The sequence below is a fragment of the Devosia sp. genome, from assembly GCF_028290645.1.
Classification (GTDB): domain Bacteria; phylum Pseudomonadota; class Alphaproteobacteria; order Rhizobiales; family Devosiaceae; genus Devosia_A.
Window position 1 is genome coordinate 1 of the sequence record NZ_JAQGJL010000028.1, and the last position, 15,929, is coordinate 15,929.

A 15,929-nucleotide genomic window follows, 5' to 3' on the forward strand; every position below is an offset into this window, starting at 1 on the left:
GACGCGCAACCAGGATCTGGTGCTCAAGACGCTGAACGGCGCCGAGGCGCCGCTCTCGGCCTATGACATCCTCGACAAGCTGCGTGACGACGGCTTGCGCGCGCCTCTGCAGGTGTACCGGGCGCTCGACAAGCTGATGGAACAGGGACTGGCGCACCGGCTGGAATCGCTAAACGCCTTCGTCTGCTGCGCCGACGTAGGCTGCCGTATGCGGGCGAGCGGCACAGCGGCGTTCGCCATCTGCTCGGGCTGCGGACGGGTGGACGAATTCGCCGATCCCGAGGTGACGGAGCGGCTCGGGGCGTGGGCCAGGCAGACCGGATTCACGCTCGAGCGCACGACCATCGAGCTCCGCGGCCGCTGCGCCGATTGCCGGGCGCGCGGCTAACTGGCCTCGCGCATCGGTGACTGTTCGCCAAGCAGGCGGACGAGTTGCGCCAGGCGAAGCGGGCGGGCAAACAGATAGCCTTGGAACTCCCGGCAGCCGAGCCGGGACAGCAGCGCGGCCTCCTCGCGTCGTTCCACCCCTTCGGCTGTGACGGCCAGCCCCATGGCGTAGGCGTAGATCATGGTGGATTCGACGAGCGCGGCCTGCACCGGATCGCTGTCGATCTCGTCGACGAGCGAGCGGTCCAGCTTCACCCGGTCGAACTTGAACTGCTTGAGGTAGCCGATCGAGGAGTAGCCGGTGCCGAAATCGTCGAGCGCGATCAGGATGCCGGCCGCGCGCAACTGCTCGATCAGGCCGATGGCGCGCTCGGGGTTCGAGACGAGGAAGGATTCGGTCACCTCGAGCTGCAGCCTGGTGGAGGCGACGCCCCACTCCTCGAGGGTGGAAAACACCGTCTGCGGCAGCGTCGGGTTGCGCAGCTGGGCGGGCGAGACGTTGACCGAGATCTTGAGATCGCCGAGCGGACCGATTTCCTCGATGGCGCGGCGCAGCGCGAACATGCCCAGGTCATCGATAAGGCCCGAGGCCTCGGCTGCCGGGATGAACTCGCCGGGGCCCATCGGGCCGGCGGCGCGGCGGTTCCAGCGCATCAGCGCCTCGACACCGAGGATGGCCTGGGTGCGGAAATCGATGATCGGCTGATATTCGAGGTCGAACTCGCCGGCCTCGAGCCCGCGGCGGATATCGGCCTGCAGCTCGATGCGGCGGCGGCGCTCGTCCTCGATCGCCGGATCGTACTCGACAGTGTGGTTGCCGCCGGTTTCGCGCGCCCGGGCGACGGCGGTCTCCGCCATGCGAATGACTGCGCCAACGTTACCACGGGTGGTGGGCGCCTCGGCCACGCCGATGCTGAGCCCGATCTTGAGCTTCAGGTTGCCGACCGGCACGGGGTCGCCGGCGCCGGCGAGGATGCGCTCGGCGAAGCGGCGGATCGTCCCACCCGCGTCCTCGCCGATGCGGGCGAGGGTGATCTCGGCGGGGCCGGTGCGGGCGATGCTCGCCGCTCCGCCGGTTACGGACTCGAACCGTGCGGCGAGCGCGATCAGCAGCTGGTTGGCCGTCTCGCGGCCGTAGAGCCCGACCACGTCGATGAGGCCGTCGACATTGATCTGGCTGACGGCGAGCGGCAGTTCGGCGCGCTTCCTCGGGATCAGGTTGGCGAGTTGCTCCTCGAGCCCGAAGCGGCTGAGCCGGCCCGTCGTCTCGTCGTAGCGGGCATTGTACCAGTCGCGCGCGTCGGACACGGCGCGCTGCTCGATGGAGTGGCGGAACGCCGCGAGGACGACGAAGACCAGTCCGCCGAGCACCAGCATCACCAGCACGGCAATGGTGGCGGTATGGGCGAAGGCGGGATCGCCCGGGCGGCGCGGCGGCCAGTCGATGGTGGCGATGCGGACGCCGGAGGCATCGGCGAGCGCCATCCAGTCGTGCCCCGGATTGGGCGCCTGGACGAGGCGCGGCAGTGGCAGGTCGAAGCGGGCGGCGACGTCGCGCAGCATGACGTCGTCAAGCTGGTGTGCCAGCCACAGCACGCGCCGCTGCTCGCGCGGAATGCTGGCCTGGCCCGAATTGCCATGGACCACCGCGCCGGCGAGCGCCACGACGCCGCGCTCGTTGCGCGACAGGTGGGAGACGGTGGCATCGTCGCCGAACCGGGAGAGGCCGGTTTCCAGCTCCTCGAGCAGTTCGGGAACCCCCGAGAACAGCTCGCCCAGCGTGCCCGCCACAGGCCCGCGGCTGGTTTCGCCGAAGACGATATTGCCTTTGACGTCGGTGAGGATGGCGGTGTCGTAGGTATCGGAGATGCGGGCAGTGGCGCCCCAGGTGGAATCGTGCCAGGCCGGATTGGGCTCGATGTAGGTGTTGACATAGGCCTCGGTCCAGGTCGCCTCGTCGGCCACGCTTTCGCCGAGGCCGACCACGAGCGAGGCGACCGCCGCGGCGATGGCGCTCTTGCCGCGATCGGAATCGATGGCGTTCATCTCCGCGCTCATCAGGTGCATGGCGAGGAACACCAGCGCGCAGACGCTGAAATAGACGGCCCCGGCCGGCAGCGCGATCCAGGCGGTGAAATTGAACAGTGCCGATTCCTGGCGGGCACGTCGCTTCGCGCCGCGGGCGCTAGCGGCCAATGCCAGGGTAGTTGCGGCAGCTTTCGGCAATAAGAAACACCGGCGAGAGAGGCATCGGTGAAGGCTACGAGGCGCCGCTTAACACCGGCTTAAGCGCGGCGGCGCAGGGCGGAGGAGAGAGTGCGCTGGAGTGCGACGACTGGTGGCGCTACTGGCACGGTGCTAGAATTGAGGTTCCGGCGCCACGTGAGGGGGCGCGTGGCGTTCGCCCAGCAGATGGAGAATGCCATGACCAAGGACGAACTGAAGCGGATCGATGACCAGGGCCTCGCGGCCTGGGACAAGCATGACAGCGAGGCATTCCTCAGCCTCCTGGCGGATGACTTCGTCTGGTACGATTGGGGGACGCCCGAACCGATGCGCGACAAGCAGGCGGCCAAGGCGTATTTCGACTCCTGGATGACGGCGTTTCCCGACCTGCACACGAGGCGCGTCAGCCAGATCGTCGGCGACGATGCCGTGGCGAGCGAGCTCGAGTTCGTCGGCACCAATACCGGCACGATGAACTGGGGCGGCCAATCCATTCCGCCGACGCAGAAGAAGGTCACCTCGCGCGGCGACTATTTTGCGCGTGTCCGCGACGGCAAGATCGTCGAATTCCGCACCCATCCGGATGTTGCCGGGCTGATGATGCAGATGGGCATCACGTCGGCTGCGCGCTGACCGCCGGGGGGGCTCAGGCCGAGGCCAGGGCGGCTTTCCTCGCCAACCTGGCCTTGATGCTTTCGACATCGGCCCGGGGCGTCGCGGCGAACAGGGCCTTGGTGTAGGGGTGCTCGGGGTTGGAGAACAGCTTGTCGCGCGTGCCGGTCTCCACCGCCTCGCCCAGATACATCACCATCACCTCGTCGGCGATGTACTTCACCACGCTCAGGTCATGGCTGATGAACACATAGGTCAGGCCGAACTCGTCCTGCAGGTCGGCGAGCAGGTTGAGGATTTGCGCCTGGACCGAGAGATCGAGCGCCGAGACCGGCTCGTCGAGCACCAGCAGCGAGGGCCGCATGATGATGGCGCGGGCGATGGCGATGCGCTGCCGCTGGCCGCCCGAGAACATGTGCGGGTAGCGATTGAAATGCTCGGGCAGCAGCCCGACCTTTGTGAGCATTTCGAGGGCCCGGTCACGGCGCTCGGCCTTCGGCATGTCGGTGTTGAGGAGCAACGGCTCCATCAGCACGTCGCCGATCTTCTGGCGCGGGTTGAGCGAACCGTAGGGGTTCTGGAAGACGATCTGCACCTTGCGCCGCATCGCGGCGGTGACGCCGGTCTTGGCGATATCGATGGTCTCGCCGTCGATCTTCAATTCGCCCGCGGTCTGCCGGTCAATCAGGGTGAGAATGCGCGCCAGGGTCGACTTGCCCGACCCCGATTCGCCGACGATGGCGAGGGTCTTGCCCTGTTCGAGCCTGAAGCTCACGCCCTTGACGGCATGCACGGTGCGGCCGCCGCCGAAGAGCGTGCCGCCGATATGGTAGTCGCGGACAAGGTTGCTCGCTTCGAGGACGATGGCCATCAGGGTGCGTCCTCGAAATTGAAGCCGGCAATGGTGGGCAGGCGGTCGCCGGTGGCATTCTCCGGGAGCGCCGCGAGTAGCGCGCGCGTATAGGGGCTCCTGGGATCGGTGAAGAGCTCGAGCACGCCCGCCTCCTCCATCTTCCTGCCCTTGTATTGCACCACCACGCGGTCGGCGGTTTCCGCGACGACGCCAATATTATGGGTGATCATGATCAGCCCCATGCCGTGCTCGGCCTGCAGCCGCACCAGGAGGTCGAGGATCTGCTTCTGGATGGTGACGTCGAGGGCGGTGGTCGGTTCGTCGGCGATCAGCAGCTTGGGGTTGCAGGCAATGGCCATGGCGATCATGACGCGCTGGTTCTGCCCGCCCGACATCTGGTGCGGGTAGGATTTGAGGCGCTCGGCCGGGTTGGTGATGCCGACCTGCTCCAGCAGTTCGATAGCACGGTCGCGGCGCTGCGCCTTGTCCATGCCGAGGTGGAAGCGCAGCACTTCCTCGATCTGGAAGCCCACCGTGAAGCACGGATTGAGGCTGGTCATCGGCTCCTGGAAGATCATCGCGACGTCCTTGCCGATGATCTTGCGGCGGGCGGCGGGCGACATGGCCAGCAAGTCCTTGCCGTCGAAAATCATCCTGTCGGCGCTGACCGTGGCGGTGACGGGCAAGAGGCCCATGACGGCCAGCATGGCGACCGACTTGCCGGAGCCGGATTCACCGACGATGGCGAGCACTTCGCGCGCATCGACATGCAGGTCGATGCCCTTGACGGCATGAAACACGCCGATCGAGGTGTCGAAGCTGACGGTGAGGTTTTTCACTTCGAGCAGGTGCATCGGCTCAGCTCCGCTTGAGCTTGGGATCGAGCGCGTCGCGCAGCCCGTCGCCGATGAGGTTGATGGCCAGCACGGTGATGAGGATGGCAAGGCCGGGCATGGTGACGATCCACCAGGCCGAGGTGATGAACTCGCGGGCGCGGGCCAGCATGGTGCCCCATTCGGGCGTCGGCGGCTGCGCGCCCATGCCGAGGAAGCCCAGCGCCGCGGCCTCGAGGATGGCGTTCGAGAAGCTCAGCGTCGCCTGGACGATCAGCGGCCCGAGGCAGTTGGGCAGGATGGTGATGAACATCAGCCTGAGGTTCCCTGCCCCGGCGACCTTGGCGGAGGTGACGTATTCGCGGCTCTTCTCCGACAGCACGGCGGCGCGGGTCAGACGGGCGAAATGCGGCTGCAGAACCAGCGCGATGGCCAGCATGGCATTGAACAGGCCGGGCCCGAGGATGGCGACCAGCACCAGCGCCAGCAGCAGCGAGGGGAAAGCGAGGATGATGTCCATCACCCGCATGATCAGCGCATCGACCCAGCCGCGGAAATAGCCGGCGAGGAGCCCCAGGGTCACTCCGGTGAAGAGCGCCGCCGTGACGACGAAGAAGCCGATGAACAGCGAATAACGGGCGCCGTAGATGAGGCGCGAGAGGATGTCGCGGCCGACCTCGTCGGTGCCCAGCAGGAACTGCGGCTGCGTTCCGCCGGCAAAGGGCGGCGCCATGCGGATGAAGTCGCGGAACTGCTGGTCGGCCGGGAACGGCGCAATGAGCGGCGCGAAGATGGCGACGAGGATCAGCAGCACGAACACGACGAGGCCGATCACGGCCCCGCGGTTCATCGAGAAATAGTACCAGAACTCACGCAGGCCGCTGAAACGGGTGGGAGCGGTCGGGGCGGCGATGATTTCCGTGGCCATCACTGCACCCTGATGCGCGGATTGATGACGGCGTAAAGGATGTCGACGAGGAGGTTCACTCCCATGACGATCAGCCCGATGAGCAGCAGGCCCGACTGCACTGAGACGTAGTCCCGCTTCGATATCGAGTCGATCATCCATTTGCCGATGCCCGGCCAGGAAAAGATCGTCTCGGTGAGGATGGCGCCGCCCATCAGCAGCCCGACCTGCAGGCCTATGGTGGTGACGACCGGGATCAGCGCGTTGCGGAAGGCGTGGACGCCGACGACGCGGCCGGGTTCGAGACCCTTGGCGCGCGCCGTGCGCACATAGTCCTCGCCCAAGACTTCGAGCATGGCCGAGCGTGTCTGCCGGGCGATGACGGCGAGCGGAATGGTGCCCAGCACGATAGCGGGCAGGATCAGGTGCCGGAGCGCCGAGACGAAGGCGGCGGGATTACCGGCGATGAGGCTGTCGATCAGCATGAAGCCGGTGACGCGCGGGAAGAAGAAGTTGAGCGCGATGCGGCCCGAGACCGGGGTCCAGCCGAGATAACCCGAAAAGAAGATGATCAGCAGCAGGCCCCACCAGAAGATCGGCATGGAATAGCCGGTGAGCGCCACGCCCATGGTGATTTGGTCGAACCATGAACCGCGCTTGATGGCGGCGAAGATGCCTGCAGGGATGCCCAGCGCCACGGCGATCAGCATGGCGAACAGCGCGAGTTCGACCGTCGCCGGGAACAGGGTCATGAACTCGTCGATCACCGGGCGCTTGGTCGCCAGCGAGACGCCGAAATTGCCATGCAGGACACCGGCGACGTAGTTGAAGTACTGCTGCCAGATCGGCAGGTTGTAGCCGAACTGTTCCTTCAGGATCTCGTAGCGCGCGGGGGTGACGCCGTGCTGGCCGGCCATAGCGAGGATGGGGTCGCCGGGAAGCAGGCGGATGAAGGCGAACGACGCGATCGTGATGCCGATGATGGTCGGCACGATCAGGGCGAGTTTCTGGAGGATGAAGCGCAGCATTCCAAATGTGCCAAAGGGCGGCGCCGGTCATGGCGCCGCCCTTCGGACTCTATCTCTGATTATTCGGTTACGTCGACATTGTCGAAGCGGTGGATGCCGAGCGGATCCATGGTGTAGCCCACGACACGCTTGTTCATCGGCATGAACACCTTGGAGTGGGCGATCGTCATCGCCGGCTCTTCGGCTTTGAAGATTTCCTGGGCCTTGGTGTAGAGCGCCGTGCGCGCGGCCTGGTCGGAGACCTTCTTGGCGTCCTGGATGGCCGCTTCGAAGTCCGGGTTACACCAGCTCGAGTAGTTGGACACGCCAATGGCCGAGCAGGAGAACAGGGTAGCGAAGAAGTTATCCGGATCGCCGTTGTCGCCGGTCCAGCCGATCTGGAACGCACCCGGACGGTCCTTCTGCTTGCCGCGCTCGCGGTACTCGGTCCACTCGTAGGTGACGATGTTGGCGGTGACGCCGACCGCGGCCCAGTCGGCCTGGATCAGTTCGGCAACGCGCTGCGCGTTCGGGTTGTACGGACGCGACACAGGCATGGCCCAGAGGTCGAGGGTCAAGCCGGTGACACCGGCATCGGCGAGGAGCTTCTTGGCGCCTTCCGGATCATACGGGGTGTCCTGGATGTCGTTGTCGTACGACCACATGGTCGGCGGGATCAGGTTCTTGGCCACCTGGCCGGCGCCCTGGTAGACCGCGTCGACGATCGCCGTCTTGTTGATGGCCATCGACAGCGCCTTGCGGACGTTGACGTCGTCCATCGGGGCAACCGTGGTGTTGTACGACATATAGCCGATGTTCAGGCCTTCCTGCTCGAGGACCTGGAGGTTGGTATCAGCCTTGAGGCCGTCGATATCGGCCGGAGCCGGGTAGCTCATGATATCGCATTCGCCGGCCTTGAGCTTCTGCGCACGCACCGCGGGATCCGTGGTGATGGCGAAGATCAGGTCGTCGATCGCCACCTTGCCGCGCCAGTAGTCGGGGAAGGCGGCGTAGCGGATGACGGCGTCGGTCTGGTAGTCGACGAAGGTGAAGGCACCGGTGCCGATCGGCTTGTTGGCGAAATCGGCGAGGTTGCCGGAGGCGGCCAGCTGGTCTGCATATTCCTTCGAGACGATCGAGGCGAAGTCCATGCCCAGGTTCGCGATCATCGGAGCATTGGGCTCGGTGAGCGTGAACTTGACGGTCAGGTCATCGACCTTGTCGATCGACTTCAGGAACTTGGGCATATCCATGCCCTGGAAGTAGTCCCAGGACAGGCCCTCGAGGTAGGCGAACCACGGGTTGTCCTGCTTCCACTGGCGCTCGAACGAGAAGATCACGTCATCGGCGTTGAGGTCGCGGGTGGGAGTGAAGTAGGAGGTGGTGTGGAACTTGACGCCGGGACGGAGGTGGAAGGTGTACTCCAGGCCGTCGGCCGAAACTTCCCATTTCTCGGCGAGGCCCGGGATGACGGCGGTGCCGCCATGCTCGAACTCGACGAGACGGTCATAGATGGTGCGCGACGAGGCGTCGAAGTCGTTACCGCCGGTGGTCGGACCGGGGTCGAAATGCGCCGGCGAAGCTTCCGAGCAGAACACGAGCTGCTTGGCATAGACGCTGCCGCCCATCACCGCGACGAGCGCTGTGGCGGCGAGCAGGGTTTTCATCAAATGCATGATGTTTGTCTCCCGAATAGCATTGCGCCCCGGCGTTCAACGGCAAGGAGTCCCTCATGCCGGCCGGAGCTTGGCGCGCAACAAAGCGCTTTTTCCTCCGCCACGCAATGGTCCAGTTTGACCGGATGGTCAAAGGTCGCTCATGCAGAAAGGGATTTCGCAAAGCGTGGGTTCGTCGCAAACCGGGCTTTCGCGGCAGGTAAATCGGTTGCGCAGGCGTAGATCGATCGTGCGGGCAACCGATTGACGATAGCGTGGCCTTGCCGCAAATGATCCGCGCATGAGCCAATCGGTCGCCACAATCGCCCTCGTCGTCGCCGACTACGATGATGCGGTTTCGTTCTATTGCGGCAAACTTGGATTCGCGCTGCTCGCCGATACCGACATGGGCGGGGGCAAGCGCTGGGTCGTGGTAGCGCCGGCCGGCGGTGGCGCGAAGCTGTTGCTCGCCAGGGCCGACGGGATGGAGCAGGCGCGCCATGTCGGGAACCAGACCGGCGGCCGCGTGGGCTTCTTCCTCGAAACCGACGATTTCGGGCGTGACCATGCCATCTATGTGGAGCGCGGGGTGAAATTCCTCGAAGCGCCGCGCCACGAGCCCTACGGGTCGGTGGCGGTGTTCGAGGATCTCTATGGAAACAAATGGGACCTGATCCAGCCGAAAGGTTGATGCCCGCCGCCTTGGCAGACGGACGGGCCGGGTCTAGGTTCGCCGTCTTCCTCCCCACCTCGGAGATTATCATGGCAAAGCGCCGCCTCGGACGCTCGGAATTGACCTTTGAACCGCTGGTCTTCGGCGGCAACGTGCTGGGGTGGACGCTTGAGGAAGCCGACGCCTTCCGCGTGCTCGATGCCTTCCTCGATGCAGGGTTCGCCGCGATCGACACCGCCGATGTATATGGCCGGGGGAAATCCGAGACCATTTTGGGCAACTGGATGAAGGCGCGCGGCAACCGTGACAAGGTGCTGGTCTTCACCAAGGTTGGCTCGGACATGGGCCAGGGCCACCGCGACCTCTCGGCCCGCTGGATCGAACAGGAGGTCGAGGCGTCGCTCAAGCGCCTGCAGACCGACGTGATCGACCTCTACCAGACCCATTGGCCGGACGAGGCGACGCCGCAGGAAGAGACGCTGGGCGCCTATGACCGGCTGGTCAAGGCCGGCAAGGTGCGCTTCATCGGCGCCTCGAACTTCACGGCCGAGATGCACGCCGAGGCGCTGGCGATCAGCCAGGCCAACGGATATGCGCGCTACGAGAGCGAGCAGCCCGAGTACAACCTTTACGCGCGGGAGATATTCGAGGGGCCGCTACAGGATTTCTGCGTTGGCAACGAGATCGGCGTCATCACCTATTTCAGTCTCGCGGCAGGCTTCCTTACCGGCAAGTACCGGTCGGAGGCGGATTTCGGCAAGAGCGCACGCGGGGCGCGGATGACGCGATACCTCGATGCCAAGGGGCACCGGATCCTTGCCGCGCTCGATGCAGTGAGCGCCCGCACCGGCGCGACGCCGGCCGAACTGGCGCTCGCCTGGCTCAACGCACAGCCGGGTGTGACCGCGCCGATCGCCTCGGCGACCTCGATCGAGCAGCTGCAGAGCCTCGCGCGCGGGGCGCAGCTTCAGCTCAGCGCGGCGGACTTGAAGGAACTGACTGACGCCGGAAGGTGACACGGCACCCCACCCGATACCCGGTGTCGTCCCCGCTTAGGCGGGATGGCCGGGACAAGAGTCTTGCCGGTCAGGCGATCAGGTAGCCGCCGTCAATAGGCAGGATGGCGCCGGTGATGTAGCCGGCGAGCGGCGAACACAGGAACAGCGCCGCCGGCGCGAGATCGGCCGGGGTGCCCCACCGCCCAAGCGGGGTGCGGCCCATCAGCTCGGCGTTGCGGGCCTCGTTGGCACGCGGGACGGCGGTCATCGCAGTCTCGATCCAGCCGGGGGCCAGAGCGTTTACGCGGATGGCTTCCCTGGCGAAGGCGACCGCAAGCGACTTGGTCAGGCCGGCGACAGCGTGCTTGGACGCCGCATAGGCCGGGGCGTGCGGCGCGCCGAAAAACGAGAACATCGAGCCGATATTGAGGATGGCGCCGCCCGCAAGCTTGTCGCGGAAGGCATAGGCGGCGCGCATCGAGCCGTTGAGGTTGATGTCGATGACGGTCTCGAAGCCCTCGACGGTAAGTTCGGCCGCTCGCAGGTTGACGCCGGCGCAATTGACCAGTGCGGTGACCGCGCCGAAGGTCGCCGCGTATTCCGCGACCTGCTCGGAGTTGCGGACATCAAGCTGGGTGTAACGGAAGCGGGGCTCGGCGGCGGCGCCCGCTTCGACTTCCGCCTGTGTGGCGCCGGTGACGCGGACGATGGCGCCGGCATCGGCGAAGGCACGGCCGATGCCCTGGCCGATGCCGGAAGTGCCGCCGGTGATGACGACGGTCTTGTTGGCATAGAATTCAGTAGCCCAGTGGCTGTTGGTCACGTCTTGCTCCCGGGCTTCCCGCCCCTCACCCGTCTTGGCTTCGGCCGATCCACCCTCTCCCCGACGGGGAGAGGAACACGCTGCGGCTTGCCCGAGCCCTTTACTCCTCCCCGTCGGGGAGAAGGTGGGCGAAGCGCCGGAAGAGCGGCCTACCGCACGAACTGGTTCACGTAGTCCGCCCCGAGCCCCACCTTGTCGTAGTGCTTGCGACACATGTCGATCTTGGTGAAGACATCCTCGAAGCCGATCTGCCTGTTGTCCTTGTCGAGGTAGACCATGCAGCCGGAGATGTTGAAGAACGTGATCATTTCGGGCGTATCCTCGGGGACCGTCAGGGTGTGGATCTCACCCGGCGGCTCGAAGACATAGGAGCCGGTCTCGGCGATCCAGTCGTGCTCGAGATAGTGCCAGCGGCCCTTGATGACGTAGCCGTGGACGGGCTGCGGGTGGAGGTGGCGGCTGAGGATGCCTGAGCGGCGGACGCGCAGCAGGTTGCACCACTGGCCCTGCAGCGTGTTGAGGAACAGCGGGCGGAACCACACGCCCTCGGCCTGCGGCACCCAGACGCGCTCGTCTTCCGGCACCGCGGTGATGGCGATTTCCTTGGGCGCCAGTGGGTGGGCCGAGCCGTTGAAGGTTTCGTACATCCAGATACTCCTCAGAAAGACCCTCACGGCGCGCAGCGCCGGATGAGGGGAACTCCAGTCTACCAGTGGAAGTCGTCGACGTTCTCGCGCGCCCCGAGCAGGAACGCATCGCCGATGAGTCGGAGGGGCGAGCCATCCATTTCGGACTTGCCCTTCTTCAACAGCTTGGCGAAGCGCTCGTAGATCGCCTCGTACTCCTCGGACGGGTTGGAGACGGTGGTGTCGCCGTTGACCTGCAAAACCGTGCCGCCCTTTTCGAGCCGCAGCTTCGAGCCCTTGAGCGTCTCGATGGCGACGGTCCAGATCTCGCCCGACTCCTCGAGCCAGTTGAAGCCGGCGCTGAGCCTTGGCTGGTGCTTCTGGGCCGACTTGAAGACAATTTCGGCATCGACCGGGGTCTGCCGGTTGGCGGGGAACTTGAGCTTCGCCGACTCGACGAAGACGGGGAACGGCATGATCCTCGTGAAGATCGACATGGCGTTGATGCCCGGATCGCAGACGCCGAAGCCGCCGGGCTCCCACACCCATTCCTGGCCGGGGTGCCATTTGCGGACGCTCTCCCGCCAGTCGATGCGGACCGAGGCGACCCCTTCGTCCTTGAGGATGAGCCTCGTTGCATCGACCGCCGCATTGTAGCGCGAATGCCAGGTCTGGAAGAGCACCCGGCCTTTCTTTTCGCCATAGGCGACGAGGTCCTCGAACTCGGTGATGGTCGGGGTCGGCGGCTTTTCGAGCAGCACGTCCATGCCGGCATCGATCGCCTGGCGCACATAGGCGTGGCGCACTCCGGGCGGGGTGCAGAAGGCGACGAGCTTCACCTCGGGCATGGCCTTGTAGAACTCGGCTGGGGTCCTGAACACCGGCACGTCGCGGTGGCCGATGCCACGGGTCGAGACGCAGGCCGCAAGTTCGAAATCCAGGCTCTTGTCGATCACCGGCAGATGCTGGTCCTGCGCGATCTTGCCGATACCGATGACGGCGATCTTCTTTTTGGCCATTGCCGAAACGCTCCCCTGAAACCGGCGGCACTTAAGAGGAAGCGGTGGCCGATGTGAAGTTGCATAGTCACAAAAATCGTCCGGTTGCCGAAGGCGAACCCGGTTCTCGGGCGTTTGGAGTAGAGTATCGGCGAAAGGCGAAAGGAGATCGCGATGTCACGGGCATTCGTCAGCGAGGGCAACAGCGCGCCGCAGGTGTTCGCCTCGGCCGAGAGCGCCGAGAGCGCGGCAGCTCTGCAGCGGGCCATGGACGGCAAGGATTTCGACTACGAGGTGCGCCCGCGCGGTCGTGGCGGCTACATGGTGGCCCGCCTGAAGAAGGACGGCGAGTTCGACTCGTGGGTAGAAGAGTAGCCGTCAGCGCACGACAATGGCGCGGAAGTCGTTGACGTTGGTCCCGGTCGGTCCGGTGACGAGCAGTCCGTTGATGGCGCGGAAGGCGTTGTAGGCGTCGTTGTTGGCGAGGGCCCGGCGGGGATCGATGCCGGCGGCGCGCATGCGGCCGGCGCTCTGGCCGTCGCACACCGCGCCGGCATTGTCCCCTGCCCCATCGATGCCGTCGGTATCGGCGGCGAGCGCGGTGATGCCGTCGATGCCGTCGATGGCAAGGGCGAGGGCGAGCAGGAACTCGGAATTGCGGCCGCCGCGGCCGTCGCCACGGATGGTGACGGTGGTCTCGCCGCCGGACAGCAGCAGCGACGGCCGGGTGAAGGGCCGGTTGCGGGTCCTGATCTCGCGGGACAGCGCCGCGAGCACGCCCGCGACATCGCGCGCCTCACCCTCGATCGCATCGGAGAGGATGCGCGCTTCGAGCCCCGCCTGCCGGGCCTCGGCCGCGGCGGCTTCGAGCGACAGCGCCGCCGAGGCGATGATGCGCACGGTGTTGTGATGGAAGCGGGCGTCGCCGGCGCTGGGCGCCGGGTTGAGGTCGGAGGCGAGCAGTTCCTCGGCGGCCGCCGGCAGCTTCAGCCGATGGAGTGAAGCAAGGTGCCGTGCTTCGGCGCGGCCGGAGGAAAGGGGCACGGTGGGGCCGGAGGCGACCAGCGAGGGATCGTCGCCGGGGATATCGGAGACGATGAGGGTGGCGACGCGCGCCGGCGAGGCGAGCGCCGCGAGCCGGCCGCCCTTGATGGCGCTGAGCTCGTTACGGATGACGTTCATCACCGAAATCGGCGCGCCTGAGGCGAGCAGTACCTCGTTGACCGCCTGCTCATCCTCGAAGCTCAGGCCCGGCGCCGGCTGCGGCAGGAGGGCCGAACCGCCGCCGGAGATCAGCGCTACCACCAGATCGTCATGGCCGAGGCCCGAGACCTTCTCCATCATGCGGCGGGCGGCGAGGTAGCCGGCGACATCGGGCACCGGGTGGGAGGCCTCGACGATCTCGATGCGCTCGCAGGCCGTGGCGTAGCCGTAGCGGGTGACGACAAGGCTGCTGTCGATCGCGCCAGGCCAGGCGAGTTCGAACGCCCGCGCCATCTGCGCCGAGGCCTTGCCGGCGCCGATGACGACGGTGCGCCCCCTGGGCGGGGTGGGAAGGTTGGCGGCAATGGCGTGCTGCGGCTGGGCCGCGTCGACCGCGCGGTGGAACAGCCGTTCGAGGAGATCGCGATCCATTGCGTCCGTCGGGCCCTGATTTCGCGGCATATTGTCGGCGCTGGACCGTCGAGGCAAGCCGGTCGGCCCGGGAATGCGTTCATCTCCAGTACATCTTGCGGCTGTTATGGGGCGCGCAAGATGGACCGGGCTCGACCTGTGTCGGATGCGCAACGATATCAGTTGCTCTTGCTGAACCGCGGCTAAATGCACACCTCACGCTTGGTTCAAGCGTCGGGACCTAGTTGCCGCCACGAGAAACCAACGACATAGTCAGGCATCGATCGTGGACGCGATCGAGGGGCCTGCGCAGGAAACAATAATGAACCATGTTCGTCCTATCGCGGGCGCTGTGCTCGCGACATTGATGTTGTCCCCGATCCTGGGTCCCCTGCTGATGCCGGCGCCTGCCTACGCCGAGCCCGTCCGGGAACTGCTGCCCGGGGGCGAAGCGCCGCCGGTCGGAGAGCCGAAGCCGGAGAGTGAAACCGGGCTGGCGCCTGGTGGCGGCGAGAGCGGCATCAGAAGCATCGACAACTCGCAGTCGGACTCCCCGTCGACGGAACTCGTCGACGCGCAGCCGACGTTGCAGACGCGGCATTTTGGCCTCCACGTCGAGTTGACCTGCGCCGTGGCGGGCACCGCCAACGCCATCGTCGTCGTCAATCACAGCCCGGAACTGCTGCCCGCCGGCACGCGGATCAAGTGGCAGCTGCGAAACGAGGGCAAGCGCGGCTTCTTTGCGTTGCTCAGCCCGCTGGCGGGCGGCGATACACTGGTGGCCGACAACGTGCTCGACGGCGGGGCCGACAAGGGTGCGGACTGCGTGGCGCGGGTCATCTGACCCCATCCGACGGCTGCTTGTGAACTCCTTGCCGGGCTGACAAAAAACTGACATCGAACGCGGCTAGTGAGCCCCGTCCTTGCCGAGCCGCAGTCCATCCATGCCCGAACGCTTTGCCATCTATTATGCGCCCGGTGCGGACGAGCCGCTCTGGGCCAAAGCCGCCGAGTGGCTGGGCCGCGACCCGCTGACCGGAGCGGCGCCCGATACCCCGCTGGCTGCCACGGCGCGGGGTGCGCTGTTCGACCGGAACGTCTCGGCCCGCCGCTATGGCTTTCACGCGACGATCAAGGCGCCGATGGCGCTGGCCGAAGGCAGGAGCCGCGCCGAACTCGAGGATGCCTTGGCGACGTTCGCGGCCGAAACGGAGCCGGTCGAGATCGGGCGGCTGAAACTGCACCTGATCGACGGATTCCTCGCGCTGATCCCGGCCGACCAGAGTACTGAGCTCACCGATTTCGCCGGCGAGGTGGTCGAGGCGTTCGAGCCGTTCCGGGCCCCGCCCTCAGCTGCGGAGCGCGAGCGTCGGCTCAATGGCGGGCATCTCAGCCCCCGGCAGATCGAACTGATGGATCGTTTCGGCTACCCATACGTATTCGAAGAGTTCCGCTTCCACATGACCCTTACCGACCGGCTGCCCGAGACTGAGCGCGAGCACTATATGCGCCTCGCTGCGACACATTTCGGCGCACTGGCGGAGGCCGAGACGGTGCTTGACCGGCTGGTGCTTTTCCAAGAACCGGAGGCGGGGGCGCCGTTCATGCGGGTTGCCGACTTCATGCTGACGGGGGAGGCGGCCGATGAACGAGTTCGCGCTCGCTAACGCAAGAATCGTCCTCGCCGGCGAGGTGCTCGAGGGTTCGGTGCTGGTGC

The 15,929-nt window shown here is 66.0% G+C and carries 17 protein-coding genes; 7 read left to right on the forward strand and 10 right to left on the reverse strand.

Annotated features, from left to right (window positions below):
- The coding region (locus JWQ89_RS01780; protein WP_299637887.1) for a Fur family transcriptional regulator at positions 1 to 388 on the forward strand (388 nt) is incomplete at its 5' end.
- Here the strand turns inward: JWQ89_RS01780 and JWQ89_RS01785 are convergent.
- Positions 385 to 2,583, reverse strand: coding sequence for a bifunctional diguanylate cyclase/phosphodiesterase (locus JWQ89_RS01785; protein ID WP_299637889.1), 2,199 nt, complete (start codon positions 2,581 to 2,583; stop codon positions 385 to 387). The genes JWQ89_RS01780 and JWQ89_RS01785 overlap by 4 nt on opposite strands.
- 228 nt (positions 2,584 to 2,811) lie before the next feature.
- Here JWQ89_RS01785 and JWQ89_RS01790 point away from each other — a divergent pair, with 228 nt between their 5' ends.
- Positions 2,812 to 3,246 carry an ester cyclase gene (locus tag JWQ89_RS01790; RefSeq protein ID WP_299637891.1) on the forward strand — a complete coding sequence of 145 codons (435 nt, stop codon included), beginning with the start codon at positions 2,812 to 2,814 and terminating at the stop codon, positions 3,244 to 3,246.
- A 13-nt stretch (positions 3,247 to 3,259) separates the two neighbouring features.
- Here JWQ89_RS01790 and JWQ89_RS01795 read toward each other — a convergent pair whose 3' ends face one another.
- Genes JWQ89_RS01795 through JWQ89_RS01815 form a run of 5 tightly spaced genes read right to left on the reverse strand, consistent with a single transcriptional unit; the run spans position 3,260 to position 8,501 of the window.
- On the reverse strand, positions 3,260 to 4,096 hold the full coding sequence (locus tag JWQ89_RS01795; protein ID WP_299637892.1) for a dipeptide ABC transporter ATP-binding protein: 837 nt from the start codon (positions 4,094 to 4,096) through the stop codon (positions 3,260 to 3,262).
- On the reverse strand, positions 4,096 to 4,932 hold the full coding sequence (locus JWQ89_RS01800; RefSeq protein WP_299637894.1) for an ABC transporter ATP-binding protein: 837 nt from the start codon (positions 4,930 to 4,932) through the stop codon (positions 4,096 to 4,098). The genes JWQ89_RS01795 and JWQ89_RS01800 overlap by 1 nt, the downstream gene beginning before the upstream one ends.
- Positions 4,933 to 4,936: 4 nt before the next feature.
- Positions 4,937 to 5,839: an ABC transporter permease subunit gene (locus JWQ89_RS01805; protein ID WP_299637896.1), complete on the reverse strand. Its 903-nt coding sequence runs from the start codon at positions 5,837 to 5,839 to the stop codon at positions 4,937 to 4,939.
- Positions 5,839 to 6,846 (reverse strand): ABC transporter permease subunit, encoded by a 1,008-nt coding sequence (locus JWQ89_RS01810; RefSeq protein ID WP_299637897.1) that lies wholly within the window; start codon positions 6,844 to 6,846, stop codon positions 5,839 to 5,841. The genes JWQ89_RS01805 and JWQ89_RS01810 overlap by 1 nt, the downstream gene beginning before the upstream one ends.
- A gap of 59 nt (positions 6,847 to 6,905) precedes the next feature.
- On the reverse strand, positions 6,906 to 8,501 hold the full coding sequence (locus tag JWQ89_RS01815; RefSeq protein WP_299637899.1) for an ABC transporter substrate-binding protein: 1,596 nt from the start codon (positions 8,499 to 8,501) through the stop codon (positions 6,906 to 6,908).
- A 280-nt stretch (positions 8,502 to 8,781) separates the two neighbouring features.
- Here JWQ89_RS01815 and JWQ89_RS01820 point away from each other — a divergent pair, with 280 nt between their 5' ends.
- Both JWQ89_RS01820 and JWQ89_RS01825 read left to right on the forward strand, forming a co-directional pair.
- Positions 8,782 to 9,171: a VOC family protein gene (locus tag JWQ89_RS01820; RefSeq protein ID WP_299637901.1), complete on the forward strand. Its 390-nt coding sequence runs from the start codon at positions 8,782 to 8,784 to the stop codon at positions 9,169 to 9,171.
- A gap of 71 nt (positions 9,172 to 9,242) precedes the next feature.
- Positions 9,243 to 10,169, forward strand: a complete 927-nt coding sequence (locus tag JWQ89_RS01825; protein WP_299637903.1) for an aldo/keto reductase — start codon at positions 9,243 to 9,245, stop codon at positions 10,167 to 10,169.
- Positions 10,170 to 10,239: 70 nt separating this feature from the next.
- Here the strand turns inward: JWQ89_RS01825 and JWQ89_RS01830 are convergent, their stop codons facing one another.
- From JWQ89_RS01830 to JWQ89_RS01840, 3 genes are all read right to left on the reverse strand, one after another.
- A complete protein-coding gene (locus JWQ89_RS01830) occupies positions 10,240 to 10,974 on the reverse strand; it encodes an SDR family oxidoreductase (RefSeq protein WP_299637904.1) in 735 nt (244 codons plus the stop codon).
- Positions 10,975 to 11,123: 149 nt separating this feature from the next.
- Complete coding sequence (locus tag JWQ89_RS01835; RefSeq protein ID WP_299637906.1) at positions 11,124 to 11,621, reverse strand: 2,4'-dihydroxyacetophenone dioxygenase family protein; 498 nt, start codon at positions 11,619 to 11,621, stop codon at positions 11,124 to 11,126.
- A gap of 59 nt (positions 11,622 to 11,680) precedes the next feature.
- Complete coding sequence (locus tag JWQ89_RS01840) at positions 11,681 to 12,619, reverse strand: Gfo/Idh/MocA family oxidoreductase (protein ID WP_299637908.1); 939 nt, start codon at positions 12,617 to 12,619, stop codon at positions 11,681 to 11,683.
- A 153-nt stretch (positions 12,620 to 12,772) separates the two neighbouring features.
- On the opposite strand from JWQ89_RS01840, the gene JWQ89_RS01845 reads away from it, so the two are divergent.
- Entirely contained in the window at positions 12,773 to 12,973 is a 201-nt protein-coding gene (locus tag JWQ89_RS01845) for a hypothetical protein (protein WP_299637909.1), read from the forward strand.
- Positions 12,974 to 12,976: 3 nt separating this feature from the next.
- Here the strand turns inward: JWQ89_RS01845 and JWQ89_RS01850 are convergent, their stop codons facing one another.
- Entirely contained in the window at positions 12,977 to 14,233 is a 1,257-nt protein-coding gene (locus JWQ89_RS01850; RefSeq protein WP_299637911.1) for a glycerate kinase, read from the reverse strand.
- A gap of 301 nt (positions 14,234 to 14,534) precedes the next feature.
- On the opposite strand from JWQ89_RS01850, the gene JWQ89_RS01855 reads away from it, so the two are divergent.
- On the forward strand, positions 14,535 to 15,056 hold the full coding sequence (locus JWQ89_RS01855; protein WP_299637912.1) for a hypothetical protein: 522 nt from the start codon (positions 14,535 to 14,537) through the stop codon (positions 15,054 to 15,056).
- Positions 15,057 to 15,156: 100 nt separating this feature from the next.
- Entirely contained in the window at positions 15,157 to 15,879 is a 723-nt protein-coding gene (locus JWQ89_RS01860; RefSeq protein WP_299637915.1) for a DUF1045 domain-containing protein, read from the forward strand.
- Positions 15,880 to 15,929: the final 50 nt, after the last annotated feature.